The sequence below is a fragment of the Anaerosacchariphilus hominis genome (assembly GCF_014290175.1).
Classification (GTDB): domain Bacteria; phylum Bacillota; class Clostridia; order Lachnospirales; family Lachnospiraceae; genus Laedolimicola; species Laedolimicola hominis.
Map to the genome: position 1 here is coordinate 259,777 of NZ_JACOOR010000006.1, position 18,273 is coordinate 278,049.

The following is an 18,273-nucleotide window of genomic DNA, read 5'->3' on the forward strand; positions in this document are numbered from 1 at the left end:
TCCCTTTCCTTAATACGCAGCTTTTCTTTATCTAACTCGTCTCGCCTCTCCATGGCGATGAAATTCCGCCGTGGATTTCTCGTAGAGAACGAGCACATACACTTTCTTGATATCATAGTATGTAAAATCAGCGCCTCGTTCGCCGCGGATCCGCGTGTACTGCCGCATCATTGCATACCGGTCTGTCTGTCACACTTTAGTTAAATCCCACAAACTTATTCGCAATCTTATAAGCTACCTCCGAAATCTTCCGGCCTGTTCTGCCCGGCAGGTTCATGGTGCGGCCCAGGACGCCCCATTTGAGCTCGTAGTAGGTCTTGGGGTCTTTCTTTTTCAGGTATTTCCAGAGCTCATACTTCTTTTCCAGGTTCTCCTCGGTGCCGGAACGGATGGCGATGATGGAGGATACCACCATGATGATCTCCAGATAATTCTTCATATAATGGCGCAGCTTCCGGTTGGGCACCTGGCGCACATCGGAGAGCTTATAGTCGTCGATCATGATACGGTTGACCTTCAACTGCTGGTCGATCCGGCCAATCATAACCTTTTCATTGACGGACTGATCGCTGCGGCCGATAAAATAACGGTAGAAATTCACATCCAGGTAATACAGATATTTTACGTGAGGCAGCGGGTGATATACAAAGATGTTATCCACATAGAAGGTGTGTTTCGGCAACTCCAGTCCACACTCCCGCAGCAGCTTGGTCCGGTAAATGACGGAGTGCATCAGGATATACTGGCCCTTGTGCAGGAATTTCACATCGTCCCAGGTAAAGACCTGATCCTGTGGAAAAGCGGAACGGTAGCTCATGACCTTCTTACGCTTGACTCCCTCTTTTTCATAGACGAAATTGCTGATCAGCATATCCACCATGGGCTTGGCCCCGGCCAGCTTTTCCAGGGTCTTTAAGATCTCCTTATAAGCGGAAATGGATACCCAGTCGTCGCTGTCCACCACCTTGAAATAAAGGCCGGTGGCATTGCGGAGACCTGCGTTCACTGCTTCGCCGTGGCCGCCGTTTTCCTGATGGACCGCCTTAACGATAGTCGGATATTTTTCCGCGTATTCGTCCGCAATGGCTGCGGTACCGTCCTTGGATCCGTCGTCCACAATGATAATCTCCACTTCCTCGCCGCCTGCCAGCAGAGAATGGATGCAGTTGCGCATATAGGCTTCGGAATTATAACAGGGAATTGCTATGGATAAAAGTTTCATACGTCCTCCTTTTTACACCAGAGAGCGGGCCAGTGCGATGGCCCTGGCTGCCATGGCGTCAATGTTGTAGTATTTGTACTCCGCAAGTCTGCCCAGAAGGTGGAAATCAGGCAGCTTCGCCGCCAGATCCGCATACTTTTGGTACAATGCGTTATTTTCCTCGTTCATGATGGCATAATAGGGAATCTCGCCCTCCGCGCCTGTGTAGGCAAAGGGATATTCCTTCACGATGGTAGTACTGTCGGCCTTCTGTCCGGTCAGATATTTGAACTCGGTAATGCGGGTGTAATCCTCGCTGACCGTGTAGTTCACCACGCTGTGGCCCTGATAATCGGGTCGGTCATAATGCTCGAAATCAAAGCGCAGGGTCCGATAGGGCAGCCGTCCGAAGCGGCAGTCAAAAAGCTCGTCCACCGGGCCGGTGTAAATGACTGTACCGGCAAACTCCTGACCGTCCAGCAGCACCTTTCCCTCATCCTCCGAAATGACCAGTACGTCCTTCGCGTTGGTATTGGTGCGGACCTCTATGTTCGGGTGATCCAGCATCTTTTCAAACATGGGTGTAAAGCCATGGAGCGGCATACCCTGATACTTGTCCCCGAAGTACCGATTATCATAAGAAATGACCACGGGGACGCGGCCTGTCACTGCCGGGTCGATCTCCTCCGGGGTCTGGCCCCACTGCTTCATGGTATAGCGCAGGAATACATTTTCATAGACAAAATCCGCGATGGCGCGCAGGTCCTGGTCCTGCTGCTCCCGGAGCTTCAGAATCGGCACCCGGGCGCCGAAGCCGAAGGTATCCACCAGCTTCTTTTCCAGAACGGCGGCCTTTTCCTCGCCGTAGACCATTTTCAGGGTATTTAGATTGAAGGGGACCGGCAGAAGCTTGTCGCCCACCCGGGCTACTACTTCATGTCCGAAGGCGTACCATTCGGTGAAACGGGACAGCCATTCGTAGACCTCCTCATTGCCGGTGTGGAAGATGTGCGGCCCGTACCAGTGTACCAGGATGCCATACTCGTCCTTCCCGTCGTAGCAGTTGCCGCCGATATGGTGTTTCTTTTCCAGTAACAGAACCTTTTTGCCCTGCTCCTCTGCCAGAACTCTGGCAGCGGCAGCGCCGGCGATTCCGGAACCGATGATGATGCAGTCGTACATAGTAATTTTTCTCCTCTAGTATCTATGCTTAAAATATTCCGTGTAAGCCGCGAAGGCCGCCGGAATCGAATACTTCTCTTCCATCTGCTGCTTTTCCACGAAGAACAGCTTTTCCGGGGAAGCTGCCTGTGCAGCTTCATCCGTCTGCCTGTCGGGAATCTCCGGCTCCTCCACCTTCACCACATAGCCTTCCATATGCCACTCGATATGGCTGAAGATATGCTTTGCAGCCGGAAGCTCCTGGATGCGGATGGGAGACAGTCCCTCGGACTTCACATAGTCCAGCACCTGATCCGGCTTCAAATGGCCTTCCAGATTCGGCAGCTCATATAAGCCCGCCAGAAGCCCTTTTGCGGGCCGTTTCCGAAGAGCGGCCTGATTGTCCGATACCAGCACCAGAACCGTCTTATCCTGGATTCTGCGGCTTTTGGGCGGTGTTTTCTTCGGAAGCTCTGTCTCCACGCCCTCCTGATGGGCCTGACACAACGCCGCCAGCGGACATTCGCCGCATCTGGGCGCGCCGTTTGGCACGCAGACGATGGCTCCCAGCTCGATCAGGGACTGGCTGAAGTCTCCGGCCCGGTCCGCCGGAATCACTGCTTTTATCTCCTGCTCGAAGCGCCGTTTTACAGACTGCTTCAGGATATCGTCGCAGCTTTTCTCAATGCGGGACAGAACCCTCAGCACATTGCCGTCCACGGCCGGATAGGGCAGGCCAAAGGCAATGGACGCGATAGCCCCCGCCGTGTAGCTTCCGATGCCGGGCAGCTCCAGAATCGCGTCGAAATCTGCCGGCATCTGGCCGTCGTACTCTGCCACCAGCTTCCGGGCGGCTTTTTGCATATTCCGAACCCGGTTATAATATCCAAGCCCCTCCCAGAGCTTCAGGATCACATCCTCGGGAGCCTCCGCCAGATCCCGGATACCGGGAAGCGCCGTCATAAAGCGCTCAAAATAAGGTTTTACGGCTTCCACTCTCGTCTGCTGCAGCATAATCTCCGATACCCAGACCCGGTAAGGGGTGGGCTGTTCCCGCCAGGGGAGAACCCGGGCATGGGCATCATACCAGGCCAGGAGCGGCTGCACAATTTCTTTCAAATCTTTATTCAAAGACACACCTCAATTTTTCTGTCTATCCTTAACTCATCCGGCTTCACCAGACAATCATAAGCCAGCACCTGTACCCCCGCCTTCGCCGCTCTCCGAAGCGCTTCTCCAAAGGCCGGATGCGTCCGGTCATTGGGCTCCAGCCGCGTGACGCCTTTCATCTGTATGACAAAACAGATATAAGCGTCATACCCGTTTTCCATGCAGCGCATCAACTCTTCGATATGCTTCACGCCCCGCTCCGTAGGCGCGTCCGGAAAACGGGCCACGCCGTCCTCCTCCAGAGTCACGCCCTTGACCTCCATAAAAGCTTTCCTGCCCTCATATTCCAGATAGAAGTCAAAACGGGAATTCCCGTACCTGCACTCAGGCTTTACATAAATGTCTTTGTAACCAAGTCCGCCCGCTTTCAACCATTCCTCTGCCACTTTATTCGGGGCCTGGGAATCTATATTCACCCACTGCTCTCCCTTTTTCACGGAAATCAGATCCAGGGCCGTCTTCCGGGCCGGGTTATCGGAGCGCTGCACATACAGCTCCGCGCCGGGAACCAGCAGTTCCTTGCAGCGCCCTGTATTTTTCACATGGCAGACTTCCTGCCGGCCCTTCTGCTCCACCTGGGCCACGAAGCGATTGGGCCGGGAGACGAAGCGGGCAGGTTCCATATGTTCATATTTCATGCTTGTCTTTTCCTTCTGACACTGTTGTTCCTGCCTGCCGCATCTGACCCTCCCGCTCCACAGCACAGCGCGGCTTAAACCAACAGCTGGTTCTATTCTAGCGGCATATTTTTAATATCCCATAGAATCTTTCTTAATATTTTGTAAATTAAAACCACGGCATTCTAGTGTACGCAGGCATACCCATTCTCCGCGTCAAAGCCCACAGCTGTCACCAGACTCCCGGTGAAATGGTCATACACCAGCACATTGATACCGTTCAGGGTTTTTAACGCACTTTCGCCGCTATACACGATGGACTGATTCCCGCCGCTGACCTTCACTTCCAGATCCGATGCCGCGAATTCCAGTACGCAGGATCCATCTGTTCCGCCAGCCAGCGCCCGGCCTCCGTCCACGCCGCCGATGAAGACGCCGCCCCGGGTCAGTACCTCCTGGGGCACGCCAAGCTCTGCCAGCACTTCCCCCACAGGCTGCTCTCCATTGTCATAAGCGCCGGTCAGACCGATCACATAAGTATAGGTTCCGTCATTTTCCGCCAGGCGCTGCAGGAAGTCATACCAGCCTTCCTCCTCGGTCAGCATCTGGTTTAAGTCCTTCTGCTTCCAGTCGGCCGCATTTTCCTCCCAGCTGGCATAAGCCTCATCGCCCCGGTGATCTGCCAGATCATAGTTCGATGCCAGCCATCCCGCCAGATACCGGCTCAGCTTCTCCGTTCCCCGGTAATTCAGATGGGATGCCTCTGCCATATCTGTCTTGGGATCCAGCCCCAGCTCCTCATACATCTGATTAAAGTCCAGAAACGGAATGCCCTCCTCCGCCGCGATTTCCCCGCAGCGGTTGAAGATTCTCTGCTCCTCCCCGATGATCCCCTGATAGGGTGAAATCATGAACACCAGCGGAATCTCCTCTTCTTTTGCCAGCGCAATGATCTTCCGCAGATACTCCTCGGACTTGGGCGCCAGGTCGCTGCTTTCTGTGACCCCGCTCATATCCGCCATGGAATCATAGGATTTGGTCACATACAGGGGATAATAGCCCTTGGAGGCCCTGCCATGGGGATCGCCCAGGTACGCTGCGAAATCCTCCCTGGAAAGCTCCGTATACCGGGAATGGTATACCGGATAACCCAGCAGATAGGGAATCAGGTTGTTCGGAGTGCTGACCCGGATATTTTCGATCTTTTCTTTCGAGAACTTCATACCGAAGGTATTGGTGACCGTCCTGGCCTCTTCGATGTAGTCCCGGCTCTCGATGGCCCGCACCAGCTCCACCACCATGACCTTGGGCCGCTGATACTTCAGGCTCTCTTTCATATAATAGTAGGTGTTCCAGAGGGGCTGCAGGCTGCCCGCCAAATCGTAGGAGGAGATGCCCTCCTGCTCCCAGAGCACCGCCGGGTTAATATCGGAATAGGTATGGCTGCTTCCGTAGAACATCACATCGATGGTCCCGGGCTCCTGCTCGTAAAAGAGCTCCATGGGAACGATACCGTCCTTCTGCTTCAGGCTGAATACATCGTTCAGCTTCCACAGAAGCCCCGCCGCCAGGGCCAGAAATACAACCGTACCAATGAGTTTCTTTTTCATGTAATTCTCCTAAAACTGGAAATAGATAAACTGCTGGGCGTCATATCCCGGACCGTAGATACCGAAAATGGCCACCGCTGCAATGAGCGCCAGCAGCACACTCCACCGGAACCAGAGATTCTGCTCCGCCAGAAACGCGTCCAGCTGCTGCTTTCTGAAATACCGTACCAGATCCGCCAAAAGCAGAACCAGAAGGCTCACGAACAGTACATTCATTTCCACGCGATCCAGGCCCAGACTGTAAAGTCCGCCATTGAACAGGTTCCAGAGATCCGGCTTTGTCAACATCCGGCGGATATAGCCAAAGGCATCGCTGAGACTATTGGCCCGGAAAAAGATCCATGCAAAAGCCGTCAGGCAGAAGGTCACCAGTACCTGGCCCAGCTTGTAGCTGAAACAGTCGGTCTTTGTATGCAGCTTTTCATTGATTCGATCTTTCACACCCCGCAGCTCATAACCAATGATCTGATAGAGACCGTGCAGACCGCCCCAGACCACGAAGCTCCAGCTGGCTCCGTGCCACAGGCCGCTGGCCAGAAAGGTTACCATCAGATTGAAATATCTGCGTCCTTTTCCGCAGCGGCTGCCGCCCAGGGGAATATAGAGGTAGTCCCGGAACCAGCTGCTTAAGGAAATGTGCCATCTGCGCCAGAACTCCCGCATGGAGCGGGAAAAATAGGGCGTCCGAAAGTTCTCGGTGATCCCGAAATCCAGCACCTTCGCCACGCCGAAGGCCATCATGGAATAGCTGGCGAAATCGCAGTAAATCTGAATCGTATAGGCGATGGCTCCCACGGTCAGTCCGAAGGTGCCATACATGTGATAGTTATCAAAGACCTGATTGGCCAGAATGGCGATCCGGTCCGCAATGACCATTTTCTGGAACAGTCCGAACAAAAGCAGGGTCAGTCCCCCCGCCACCCGCCCGAAATTCCAGAGGGCCTTTTCCGGAAGCTCCCGAATCTGCCGGAGCAGATTGCCGGAGCGCTCGATGGGGCCTGACAGAATCACCGGAAAGAAGGACACGAACAGGGCGTAGTTCAGAATGTTACGCTCTGCCTTTGTGTCGCCCCGGTAAATGTCCACCATGTAGCCCAGGGACTGGAAGGTATAGAAGGAGATTCCCACCGGCAGGCCAATGCTGAAAGGCTTATTCACGGGTCCCATTCCCGCCATTCCCAGCACCGTATTTACATTGCCCAGCAGAAAATCCAAATACTTCAGAAGTCCCAGTACCCCCAGGCTGCACAAAAAGGTCAGCCACATATAGAGTTTCTTCTTTTTGGGCTCCGCCCGCTCCACCAGAAGACCGCCGCCATAGGTGACCAGAGTGGAAAACAACAGAAAGACCACGTATTTCGGGCTTGCGCTCATGTAAAACGCATAGCTTGCCAAAAGAAGCCAGAGGCAGCGCAGTTTCTTCGGAATCATGAAATACACCAAAGCCGCCACCGGGAAAAAGATTGCAAATTGCAGCGAATTAAACAGCATTCGTTCTATAATCCTCCATCAGCTTTTCAAAGGCCGGCATGGAATCCAGAATCGTCTTCTCAGACACGCAGTAGGAGATCCGCACGTAGCCCGGGCAGCCGAAATCGTCGCTGGGAACCAGAAGCAGATCATACTTTTTTGCCCTCTCACAGAAGGCGTAAGCGTCCTCCTCCAGGGCTTTCATGAACAGATAAAAGGCTCCCTGGGGCTTTACACAGGTATAGCCCATGCGCTGCAGGCCCTCCACCAGGATATCCCGGTTCTTCTTATAAGCGGAAATATCTCCGGTATCGTCCACGCACTTTGCCACCACCTGCTGGAACAGGGAGGGCGCGCACACGAAGCCCAGTACCCGGGCTGCGCCTGCGATGGCCGGAGCCACATGCTCATGATCGGCGATGCGATCCGGAATCACGATATAGCCGATACGCTCTCCCGGCAGGGACAGGGACTTGCTGTAGGAATAGCAGACCAGCGTATCGTCATAATATTTTGTCAGATAGGGCACCTGGATGTCATCATACACGATCTCCCGGTAAGGCTCGTCGGTAATCAGATAAATGGGCGCTCCGTACTCTTCGGACTTTTTTTTCAGAATCGCGCAAAGATTCTTGATTGTTTCTTCAGAATATACAACTCCGGAGGGGTTGTTCGGAGTATTCACGATAACCACCTTGGTTTTCGGTGTAATGGCCCGCTCAAAGGCTTCCGCGTCGATCTGGAAATCCGGAAGTTTCGCCGGAATCACATTCAGGACGGCGCCTGCGCCCTCGACCCAGACACGATACTCCGGGAAGAACGGCGCGAAAGTGATAACTTCTTCACCTGGGTTCAACAGGGCTTTCAGACAGATATTTAAGGATGCGGCCGCTCCGCAGGTCATGAAGATATTCTCCATACGGAAGTTCTCGCCGAAGCGGCGGTTCAGGGACCCGGCAATGGCAGTACGCACCTTCGGGTCGCCCGGTGCCGGAGAATAAGCGTGGATCTTCTCAGGCGGCAGCTCCATCAGCTCCAAAATCGCCTGCTTCACGGATTCCGGCGCCGGGATGCTGGGATTGCCCAGGCTGAAATCATAGACCTTGTCCTCGCCGATCTCGGCCTTTCTCTTCAGGCCGTAGGAAAATATCTCTCTTATAACAGAGCTTTTACTGCCAAGCTCATAGCATTCCTGTGATATCATAATTTTATCCTCCTCTGCAGATCATTCTTTATTCTGTTATGATTCTGTCTGCATGATGAAAAGCGCGCCTGACGCACAGGCGCACGGCATACTTGATATTATTTTACTATCCGCAGAAAAAAAGTGCAAGGAAAATGCGCCGGTTCCCTTTGGAACTACGCAAAAAACGCCCCCGAAACCTGAATTTCTCCAGGCCCGGGGGCGTTCTAAGTTCAATCAAAGAATCTCGAACAATCAGATAAGGCTTATACCAGCTCCAGAAGTACTTCCATCGCTGCGTCGCCCTTACGCTGGCCGATCTTTACGATTCTGGTGTAACCACCGTTGCGGCTTGCGTACTTCGGTGCGATCTCGTCGAACAGCTTTGCTGTCAGGTCAACCTTCTTGGTGCTCTTCTTCTTTCCTGCAGCTTCGGTCGGAACCTCAGTTACAGTGTAGAGAACCTTCAGCATCTGACGTCTGGCATGCAGTCTGGACGGCTGATCCTTCTTGATAGTCTTCTCTACTTCGTCGTATACGGTAACCTTCTTGCCGTCTACCACTTCTTTTACGCGCTTTCCATCAGCGTCTTTACGCGGAACCTTAGCGGTAACAGTAACGGTATCGAAGTTGTCCTTCTCCTTTACTGCCAGTGCGATCAGTCCCTCAGCAATCTTGCGAACTTCCTTCGCCTTAGCCTCGGTAGTTACAATCTTGCCGTTCTCCAGAAGAGCGGTTACCTGATTTCTCAGGAGAGCCTTTCTCTGGCTGGATGTTCTGCTCAGTTTTCTATACTTTGCCATTTTTCTTTTCCTCCATCTGTGGAGCCACATCCCCATGCTTCTTCGGTCTTACTGGGGAGGACTTTCTTCCATAGTGTTTATGTGGGCGAGGAATTTTATTCCTCGCTCGGAATATCGGTACCTTCTCGAAGCCAGTTCGAGAAGTATCACCCAAGCGAAGATTACTCTTCGCTTGGGTTCAGCTGTAATCCCAGCTCTTTCAGTTTTGCAAGAACCTCTTCCAGGGACTTACGGCCCAGGTTACGAACCTTCATCATATCCTCCGGAGTTCTGTTGCAAAGCTCTTCTACTGTATTGATGCCTGCTCTCTTCAGGCAGTTGAAGGAACGAACGGAAAGCTCCAGCTCGTCGATGCTCATTTCAAGCACTTTTTCCTTCTCATTGTCCTCTTTCTCTACCATAACCTCTGCGGTCTTGGCATTCTCGGACAGGTCGATGAACAGGCTCAGATGCTCGCTCAGTACCTTTGCAGCAAGGCTGACAGCCTCATCCGGAACCAGGGTTCCGTTTGTATACACATCAAGTGTCAGCTTGTCATAGTCAGTTACCTGACCAACACGGGTATCCTGCACTGTCATGTTTACACGCTCAACGGGTGTATAGATAGAATCGATCGCAATCACTCCGATGGGAAGATCCGGATTCTTATTCTTATCTGCGCTCACGTAGCCTCTGCCCTTCGTAATCGTCAGCTCCATGTACAGCTTGCTGTCTGCGCCGCCGTTCAGATGAGCGATTACAAGCTCCGGGTTCAGAATCTCGATGTCGGGATCTGCCTGAATATCAGCTGCTGTGACTACGCCCTCGCCATCGAACTCGATGTAGGCGATTTTCGCTTCGTTGCTGTCGCTTGTATTCCGAATGGCCAGATTCTTGATGTTCATGATGATCTCAGTTACGTCTTCCTTTACTCCAGGAATGGAACTGAACTCATGCAGAACGCCTTCGATCTTCACCTGGCTGACTGCTGCACCCGGTAACGAAGAAAGCATGATTCTTCTCAGTGAATTGCCCAGTGTCGTACCATAGCCTCTCTCGAGCGGCTCAACCACAAATTTTCCATACTTCTTATCATTTGAAATCTCTGCAATCTCAATTTTCGGTTTATTAAACTCGAACACTAAAAGGCTCCTCCTTCACATTTTGTTTGGGTGTTATGCTGTCGATGTTATACTCAGATTACTTAGAATACAGCTCGACGATAAGCATCTCATCAACCGGTACATCAATGACTTCTCTGGACGGAAGCTCCTTAACGGTTCCCTTCAGAGCCTCAAGGTCAGCCTCAAGCCACTCCGGAACAAGTCTTCCTGCAGTTGCCTCTACGATATCCTTATATCTCTGAGAACCCTTGCACTTCTCTTTGATTTCGATCACGTCGCCAGCCTTTACCAGGTAGGACGGGATGTTTACCTGCTTGCCGTTTACCAGAACGTGCTTGTGATCTACGATCTGACGAGCCTCTCTTCTGGTTCTGGCCAGGCCCAGACGGAACACTACGTTGTCCAGTCTGCTCTCCAGTAAGATCATCAGATTCTCACCGGTCATGCCCTTCATCTTATCTGCTCTCTTGTAGTAGTTCAGGAACGGCTTCTCAAGTACGCCGTAGATGAATTTTGCTTTCTGCTTCTCACGAAGCTGAAGTCCGTACTCGGACATCTTTCTGTTTGCTCTCTTTAACTCTCTTGTGGACTTTTTATCAATTCCCAATACTGTCGGCTCCAGACCAAGGGAACGACATCTTTTTAAAACCGGAACACGATTGACTGCCATAACTTACGACCTCCTAAATTAGACTCTTCTACGCTTGGGCGGACGGCATCCGTTGTGAGGAACGGGTGTTACGTCACGAATACTGGTTACCTCCAGACCACATGCCTGAAGTGCACGGATTGCTGCCTCACGGCCTGAACCCGGTCCCTTAACCATAACGTCTACAGTCTTGAGTCCATGTACCAGAGCTGCCTTGGTTGCAGTCTCAGCTGCCATCTGTGCAGCATACGGAGTAGATTTTCTTGAACCTCTAAATCCCAGACCACCGGCACTTGCCCATGACAGAGCGTTTCCTTCGGTATCTGTCAGGGTAACGATTGTATTGTTAAAAGATGACTGAATATGTGCCTGTCCGCGTTCAACGTTTTTCTTTACGCGCTTTTTTGTCACTTTCTTTGTAACTTTCGCCATTTTAAACTAACCTACTTTCTTCATATCTTGCATTCGCTAAGTGCTCAATGCTTATTTCTTTTTGTTTGCTACTGTTCTCTTCGGACCCTTGCGAGTTCTTGCGTTGGTCTTTGTCTTCTGACCACGAACCGGCAGTCCCTTACGATGACGGATACCTCTGTAGCATCCGATCTCCTGCAGACGCTTGATGTTCATCGCGATCTCACGTCTTAAATCTCCCTCTACCATGTAGTCAGCGTCGATTACTTCGCTGATTCTCTTGACTTCCTCGTCAGTCAGGTCTCTTACACGGGTATCCGGATTTACCTTTGCTGCTTCCAGGATCTTGGTTGCGCTTACGCGGCCGATGCCGTATACATAAGTCAGACCAATCTCTACACGCTTTTCTCTTGGTAAGTCTACACCAGAAATACGAGCCATTTGATTATTCCTCCATTTAATAAAAAATTGGGTTCCGGGCGTTTTTTAATAGGTGCCCGATGACACTTTCCTAAATGGGATGCGGTGTTCGCATCCAGCCGGGTAAATACCCGACCTTTCAGATACTCTGCGGTACGCATTTCTCCGTTTTAAGCAATATCATTGTGAATAATCTCCTGCTCACAAATATATATGAAACGAGATTTATCACAATCTGCGGAATTAACCCTGGCGCTGCTTGTGCTTCGGATTCTCGCAAATTACTCTGATACTACCTTTTCTCTTGATGATTTTGCACTTCTCGCAAATGGGTTTTACAGATGATCTTACTTTCATCGTAAAAATCCTCCTTTCACATCTTTCGTTCTTCTTCACCGTTCCACGACTGGGTTTTGAAGTGGAAAAATGCCGAAAAACAAGGCGTTTCTTGTTCCCGATCTCACGAATCTTCCAAAACCCGTTTCCTAAAAACAGGCGCAGAATCCCCGTGGAGATCATACGTCTAGTATGATAACACACGGGGATTCAGATTGCAAGTATTTTTTTATTTATCTTACCGGTTTTTTCAGCATTTCCTGCTAAACCACTCTGGTTTCCCGAAGGCTCGGATAAGCTGCCTCGTCCTGCTTACAGAAGTCTGCCAGCTCGCTGCCTGTGGCGAACCATACGCCCTCGTGGGCGCACATGTATTCCAGGAACTCCCGGAGCATGGCGAAACGTCCCGGGCTTCCGGTGGACTGGGGATCCAGCTGCAGGTTATAGCAGAGGCGATGATTGTAGTGTCCTGTGAACTCGTCCTTCCAATTGGAAAGTACGTTGCTGTAGTTTGCCACACGTCCCTGTCCGAAGGGGAATGCGGGACGGTAGTTGAAAGCAAAATACGGCAGGTCAAAGTTCGCCCACTGCTGGGGAATCTGCAGGATTTTGTCGCCCTTTTCATTGGTCTTCATGAAATAAGGCCGGTCGTCGTCGTACAGGTCGCTGGAATAGGTCATACCGTACTCTCTGGCGATATCCAGCGTCTCCAGCATCAGATCGCCGATGGGGGCCCGAAAACCGGCCGGCTTCTTTCCGCAGGCGTCCTCGATGGCTTTCACAGCCTTACCGATGCGCTCCCGCTGCTCCTCTGCGTCTAAGAGACCGAAATTTTCATATTCATAGCCGTGGCAGGCGATCTCATGGCCTCTGTCTGCGATTTCTCTGATTTTTTCCGGATAGGTCTCCGCAGTCTTGCCCGGTACAAAGAACGTGGCCTTAATATGAAGCTCGTCCAGCAGACTTAAAAGTCTCGGAAGACCGTGGGTCATACCATACTGTCCCAGGGACAGGGTCTTGGGCATCTCTGCCGCTCTTTTATCGAGAGACAGCCAGAAGAACTCCGCAGCCAGATTGACCGAGATAAAAGCCGCGCATTGTTTGCCTTCCGGCAGTTTCATTTCCTGTGCGTACATCTTCTAGTCCTCCTTTCTCGGATGTGCCTTGCGCCAGTATTCAGCCACTTCACTTCCGGTAGCCACCCACACATCGTCGTGGGAGGTTACCTCCTTCAGCACTTCCTCAAGAACCAGATTCCGTCCCGGCGCTCCGGAGATCTGCGGATGCATCAAAAACGCGATGCAAAGTCCCATATCATAGTAACCGCGGAACTCCCGGATATCATTGTCCTGCACATTGCGATAGCAGCTGATACGGTCCAGTCCGGCGGGTTCAGCCGGGTAGACGCTGTAGGCCTGTGCCACATAGTCGTCCAACTCCCATTTGGAGGGAATCTCCACCAGATTAGTTTCCTTGCCATCCAGTACGGTATAATAGGGAATATCGTCGCCGCGCATGGAGCTGGAATACAGGAATCCCAGATCATTTAGCAGATAGGGCGTACGCACATGCCAATCTCCGGAGGGGGTTCGGAAGCCCTTCGGCTCCTTTCCCGTGATATCCTTGATGACTTTCTGGGTCTTCTTCAGAATCTCCAGCTGCTCCTCCACAGTCTTCTCCACGAAACGCTCATGGGTGTAACCGTGATTTCCTATCTCATGTCCCGCTGCGTCGATACGGCGGATTACATCCGGGTTATGCTCTGCCACATAACCCGGTACGAAAAAGGTTGCTTTTACATGATACTTATCCAATAAATCCAGAATCATGTCCACACAGCGGTTCGGACCGTACTGTCCGATGGAACGGGCGCGGATCAGCTTCTCCGTGTTCGGTTCATCGGAAGACATGTTCTGCCAGATGATATCGCCGTCCAGGTCGAACGTGAACATTGCCGCGCTCTTTTTGCCCTCCGGCCATAATGATTGACTCATTTTTTAACCTCTTTTCTTCTACTGTCTGCCCATCTCTGCAGAATCTATTCTGTCACATTTCCGGGCGTTTTTTCCTGTCCATATTTCTTTACAGAGAGTTTATGTAATACAAATACGACTGCGGTCAGAATCACTGCAGCTACGGCCAGCATAATCGGGCTGGTATCCATACCTGCCAGAATGAACATGACGCCGCAGATAACCGCTACGGTCACTGCATAAGGCATCTGGGTCTCAAAATGATCCACATGGTCGCAGCTTGCTCCGATGGATGCAAGAACCGTGGTATCGGAAATCGGGGAGCAGTGGTCTCCGAAGAGTCCGCCGCCTACGATAGCTGCAGATACCAGCGGCAGGGACGCGCCCATATCGATAGCTACCGGAAGTCCCAGCGGCATCAGTACGCCCATGGTTCCCCAGGAAGTACCTGTCGCAAAGGACATGATAGCGCCCAAAATGAACATAACCAGCGGCAGCATGCTCGGTGCCAGGAAGCCGGAGGAAATCTCGATGAGATAGCCTGCGGTATTCAGCGTGCCTGTTACGCTGGACAGGGACCATGCCAGAACCAGAACGATGCACATAAACATGGCATTGGCGCAGCCTTTGGTGTAGATGGTGACACATTCGGTAAAGGTGTACAGCTTGTCCTTCAGGCACATGATAATCAATACAATGGTAGCTGCGAAGAATGCGGAAGCGATACCGGTACGCAGGTCGCTGCCCGCTACTCTTTCATGCAGAAAGTCCTTGGAGAACAGGAATGCAAACAAAACTACTAAAAGGGTAATCAACGGAATTACCATGGTGCTGACTTTTCCCTCTTTCTCGTTGTCGCTGCCGCTCTTGTTCTCACTTCTCATGGGAACGCCGCCGTCGCGAAGGGTCTTGCCGGTCTTCATGGATCTATTCTGGGCCTTCAGCATGGGGCCGTAATCCCACTGGGTAAATGCCAGGAGACCTGCCATGAACAGAGTCAGAATTGCGTAATAGTTAAACGGAATGGCCTGCATGAACACATCCATACCGGAAACCTCGGTGATGGCCGCATTATCAAGCTCCGCCTGAATCAGGGAAATGGTAGTTACACCCCAGCCGATAATCGGAATCATGGAGCAGATGGGAGAGGTGGTGCAGTCCAGGATATAAGCGAACTTCTCTCTGGATACACGCAGCTTCTCAGCAAGCGCCTCGAAGATCGGTCCTACAATCAGGGAGTTTCCTGAATCGGTGAACCATACAAACAGACCTCCCAGCCAGATGCCGGTCTCGCATTTTGCTCTGGTATTGACCTTCTTGGTTACCATGGATGTAAAGGCTCCGGCTCCGCCAGAAGAGGTCAGCAGGGCAATGAAACCGGAGATAATGGTCATCATAAATAAAGCCTGCATATTGGACGGCTCAGATAATGCCGCGAAAATGTGGGTGTGCGTCATTTCCAGAAAGCCCGCGATCGGGTTCCAGCCACAGATAATGGTGGAGCCTACGAAAACGGAAATGACAAGAGACACCACAATGTTTTTGGTTATCATCGCAAGGGCAATTGCCAGCACTGCGGGGATAATCGATAAGATACCGTATTCCATACTAATCCTCCTCGTTGGTTACAGGTTTACATAACTATCCATTCCTGTACCCTGTATTTTTATAATCAGGTAATCTGCTTTCCACGGGTATCTATCCTTCCGCAGGAAACCGATCCCATAATTATCTTCATAAGTCCACATGACTTTCATTGGTAAAAGGGTGATACTGCGCAGGGATATGCCTGAGCCCCAGCCGCACGCACAGCTCCGCATAGGCCACCGCGATAAAGGCCGGATCCAGCACCTTCACCGGATACTTCCGCTCCAACTCGTCGCCATAGCCTGCCATGCCAAGACATCCTAAGATGACGCCGTCGGCCTGGTATTTCTCCACTGCCTCCCTGCAGACCATTTCCAGATGCTCTTTGGTGGCATTGGGGTTCACCCGCATTTTCTCTGCAGGGATATCCAGGGCCAGTACGGCCTGCATTTTCTCCCGGGCGATGCAGTTTCGCATCATACGCCGGTAGGTCCGGGGAATATTCCATCCGGCTCCCGTCACGACCACGAAGCGGCTGCACAGGGTCTGGGCCACCGACAGGGTGACCTCCCCGGGCGCGATCACGGGAATCTTTACATTTTCCCGGAGAGCCTCCAGTCCCACATCGCTGAAGCAGTAGATCACGATGGCATCATAGCCGTCTTTCTCTGCCTGAATGGCCATCTTAACCAGCTCCGGCGCTGCGAAGGCCTCGTCTGTGTGACAGTCCAGTTCATCGGGGCCCTTTTTAATGCAGTCCACCGAGATCTCTACTCCCGATGAGACTGCCGCTGACAGCATGCGCTCCCGGTCATCCATAACCGGTCGCTGCATAGCTTTATCTGTCATTAATACTTTAATTTTCATAGGAAAACAGCCCCCTGCTTAGCGCTCCAGGCTGTTCAGCCACTGACGGCCCACCTCGATCTGGCGGCGTACCTCGGACGGAGCAGTTCCACCGAAGGATACCCGGGCATTTACACAGGTCTTGATGCTGATATCGCCCAGCAGCTCCTTAGTCACGCGCTTGTCGATGGCCTGCAGATCCTCGTCTGTCAGATCCTCGAAATCGCATCCCTTGTTCTCGCATGCCTTTACCATATGTCCTACGATAGAATGTGCCTCACGGAAGGGGATACCCTGCTTTGCGAAATGCTCCGCGATATCGGTGGCGTTCAGGAAACCCTTGCCCAGCTGTTTCTCAATCTGATCCATACGGAACTCGGTCTTATCCAGCATCTTGGCGAAGATGTCGATGGTGGCCTTCCAGGTGTCGATGGCGTCGAAGAGACTCTCCTTGTCCTCCTGGAAGTCCTTATTGTATGCCAGGGCAGTTCCCTTCATAACGGTCAGAAGCTGCATCAGATCGCCATATACACGGCCTACCTTACCGCGGATCAGCTCTGCCATATCCGGGTTCTTCTTCTGGGGCATAATGCTGCTTCCGGTGCAGAAGCTGTCATCAATGGCGATATAGGAAAACTCAGAAGAATTCCACCAGGCGAACTCCTCGGCCCAGCGGGACAGGTGCATCATAGAGATGGAAGCGTCGCTTAAGAACTCCAGGCTGTAGTCCCGATCGCTGACTGCGTCCATGGCGTTCTCTGTGGGAGCTGTAAAGTGCAGCAGCTCACTGGTCAGATGACGATCGATGGGCATGGTGGTTCCGGCCAGGGCGCAGGCGCCAAGGGGATTATAGTTGAGACGTTCCAGAGTATCGCTCAGACGCTCGATATCTCTCTTAAACATCTGGAAATAAGCCATGAATACAAAGCCGATGGTGATAGGCTGCGCGTGCTGCAGATGGGTGAAACCTACAGTTATCTGGTCTGCGTACTTCTCAGCCTTCTCCAGGATCACGCTCTCCAGATAGCACAGGCTGTTCAGAATCTCATAAACTTCTTTTCGCAGGTAGAGACGGGTATCCACCTGGCACTGGTCGTTACGGCTTCTGGATGTGTGCAGCTTCTTGCCCACATCTCCGATGCGCTCGATGAGCCGGCTCTCGATACCCATATGGATATCCTCGTCCTCTACGGTAAATACGATCTTGCCCTCCGCGATATCCTTGCGGATGGCCTCCAGACCTGCGATGATCTGATCCTTTTCCTCATTGGACACGATACCCTGCTTACCCAGCATGGTCACATGGGCAATACTGCCGTTGATGTCCTCGTTGTACATTCTCTGATCAAAAAAAATAGATGCATTGTATTTTTTTACAATATCATCCATATCTTTTTCAAATCTTCCGCCCCACAAACTTGCCATTTGTAATTACTCCTTTTATTCACTTGTATTTTTGTTTGAAAATGATGTTGTAACTGAATAATTATACGTGATGCGCGTATATTCGTCAAGTAGACACGGGCCATAAAAAAGAATGTGCCGTTGGCACATTCTCGCGCACTCGGCGCAGTGGTAGATGGTTGCCTTGGCAACCATCTACCACTGCGCCGAGTGCGCATTTTTGCAAGCTCTGCTTGCTTTTATGGAATAGGGAATTCTATCGGAATTTCCTATTCCATAAAAAGAGAGCAGGCGAACCGGGAAGCATACTGCATTCCGGTTCGCCTGTT

18 protein-coding genes are annotated in these 18,273 nt (G+C 51.8%); all 18 read right to left on the reverse strand.

Going from position 1 to position 18,273, the window contains the following annotated elements; all coding sequences use genetic code 11:
- Positions 1-196 precede the first annotated feature (196 nt).
- Positions 197-1,222 carry a glycosyltransferase family 2 protein gene (locus tag H8S44_RS11860; protein ID WP_186872307.1) on the reverse strand — a complete coding sequence of 342 codons (1,026 nt, stop codon included), beginning with the start codon at positions 1,220-1,222 and terminating at the stop codon, positions 197-199.
- A 12-nt stretch (positions 1,223-1,234) separates the two neighbouring features.
- On the reverse strand, positions 1,235-2,383 hold the full coding sequence (gene glf / locus H8S44_RS11865) for a UDP-galactopyranose mutase (RefSeq protein WP_186872306.1): 1,149 nt from the start codon (positions 2,381-2,383) through the stop codon (positions 1,235-1,237).
- A gap of 15 nt (positions 2,384-2,398) precedes the next feature.
- Positions 2,399-3,499, reverse strand: coding sequence for an A/G-specific adenine glycosylase (mutY, locus tag H8S44_RS16455; protein ID WP_334297572.1), 1,101 nt, complete (start codon positions 3,497-3,499; stop codon positions 2,399-2,401).
- Entirely contained in the window at positions 3,490-4,170 is a 681-nt protein-coding gene (gene sfsA / locus H8S44_RS16460; RefSeq protein ID WP_243167592.1) for a DNA/RNA nuclease SfsA, read from the reverse strand. The genes mutY and sfsA overlap by 10 nt, the downstream gene beginning before the upstream one ends.
- A 164-nt stretch (positions 4,171-4,334) precedes the next feature.
- Positions 4,335-5,759, reverse strand: coding sequence for a hypothetical protein (locus H8S44_RS11875; protein ID WP_186872305.1), 1,425 nt, complete (start codon positions 5,757-5,759; stop codon positions 4,335-4,337).
- A gap of 9 nt (positions 5,760-5,768) precedes the next feature.
- Entirely contained in the window at positions 5,769-7,250 is a 1,482-nt protein-coding gene (locus H8S44_RS11880) for an MBOAT family O-acyltransferase (RefSeq protein ID WP_186872304.1), read from the reverse strand.
- Positions 7,240-8,433: a pyridoxal phosphate-dependent aminotransferase gene (locus H8S44_RS11885; RefSeq protein ID WP_186872303.1), complete on the reverse strand. Its 1,194-nt coding sequence runs from the start codon at positions 8,431-8,433 to the stop codon at positions 7,240-7,242. Before H8S44_RS11885 ends, H8S44_RS11880 begins: the two co-directional genes overlap by 11 nt.
- A 245-nt stretch (positions 8,434-8,678) precedes the next feature.
- Entirely contained in the window at positions 8,679-9,215 is a 537-nt protein-coding gene (locus H8S44_RS11890) for a bL17 family ribosomal protein (RefSeq protein WP_186872302.1), read from the reverse strand.
- Positions 9,216-9,376: 161 nt separating this feature from the next.
- Positions 9,377-10,336: a DNA-directed RNA polymerase subunit alpha gene (locus tag H8S44_RS11895; protein WP_186872301.1), complete on the reverse strand. Its 960-nt coding sequence runs from the start codon at positions 10,334-10,336 to the stop codon at positions 9,377-9,379.
- Between the two features lie 58 nt (positions 10,337-10,394).
- Complete coding sequence (gene rpsD, locus H8S44_RS11900; RefSeq protein ID WP_186872300.1) at positions 10,395-10,988, reverse strand: 30S ribosomal protein S4; 594 nt, start codon at positions 10,986-10,988, stop codon at positions 10,395-10,397.
- Positions 10,989-11,006: 18 nt separating this feature from the next.
- Positions 11,007-11,399, reverse strand: a complete 393-nt coding sequence (rpsK, locus tag H8S44_RS11905) for a 30S ribosomal protein S11 (RefSeq protein WP_087308020.1) — start codon at positions 11,397-11,399, stop codon at positions 11,007-11,009.
- A 51-nt stretch (positions 11,400-11,450) separates the two neighbouring features.
- Positions 11,451-11,819 carry a 30S ribosomal protein S13 gene (gene rpsM / locus H8S44_RS11910; protein WP_186872299.1) on the reverse strand — a complete coding sequence of 123 codons (369 nt, stop codon included), beginning with the start codon at positions 11,817-11,819 and terminating at the stop codon, positions 11,451-11,453.
- A gap of 222 nt (positions 11,820-12,041) precedes the next feature.
- Positions 12,042-12,155: a 50S ribosomal protein L36 gene (gene rpmJ / locus H8S44_RS11915; RefSeq protein WP_003497809.1), complete on the reverse strand. Its 114-nt coding sequence runs from the start codon at positions 12,153-12,155 to the stop codon at positions 12,042-12,044.
- 242 nt (positions 12,156-12,397) lie between these two features.
- Complete coding sequence (locus tag H8S44_RS11920; RefSeq protein WP_186872298.1) at positions 12,398-13,270, reverse strand: polysaccharide deacetylase family protein; 873 nt, start codon at positions 13,268-13,270, stop codon at positions 12,398-12,400.
- A gap of 3 nt (positions 13,271-13,273) precedes the next feature.
- The gene (locus H8S44_RS11925; RefSeq protein ID WP_186872297.1) at positions 13,274-14,128 is read right to left on the reverse strand and encodes a polysaccharide deacetylase family protein; all 855 of its coding nucleotides are present in this window, start codon (positions 14,126-14,128) and stop codon (positions 13,274-13,276) included.
- Positions 14,129-14,172: 44 nt separating this feature from the next.
- Complete coding sequence (locus tag H8S44_RS11930; protein ID WP_186872296.1) at positions 14,173-15,714, reverse strand: Na+/H+ antiporter NhaC family protein; 1,542 nt, start codon at positions 15,712-15,714, stop codon at positions 14,173-14,175.
- Positions 15,715-15,841: 127 nt separating this feature from the next.
- Positions 15,842-16,561, reverse strand: a complete 720-nt coding sequence (locus H8S44_RS11935) for an aspartate/glutamate racemase family protein (protein ID WP_186872295.1) — start codon at positions 16,559-16,561, stop codon at positions 15,842-15,844.
- An 18-nt stretch (positions 16,562-16,579) separates the two neighbouring features.
- A complete protein-coding gene (gene argH / locus H8S44_RS11940) occupies positions 16,580-17,965 on the reverse strand; it encodes an argininosuccinate lyase (RefSeq protein WP_186872294.1) in 1,386 nt (461 codons plus the stop codon).
- Between the last annotated feature and the right edge of the window lie 308 nt (positions 17,966-18,273).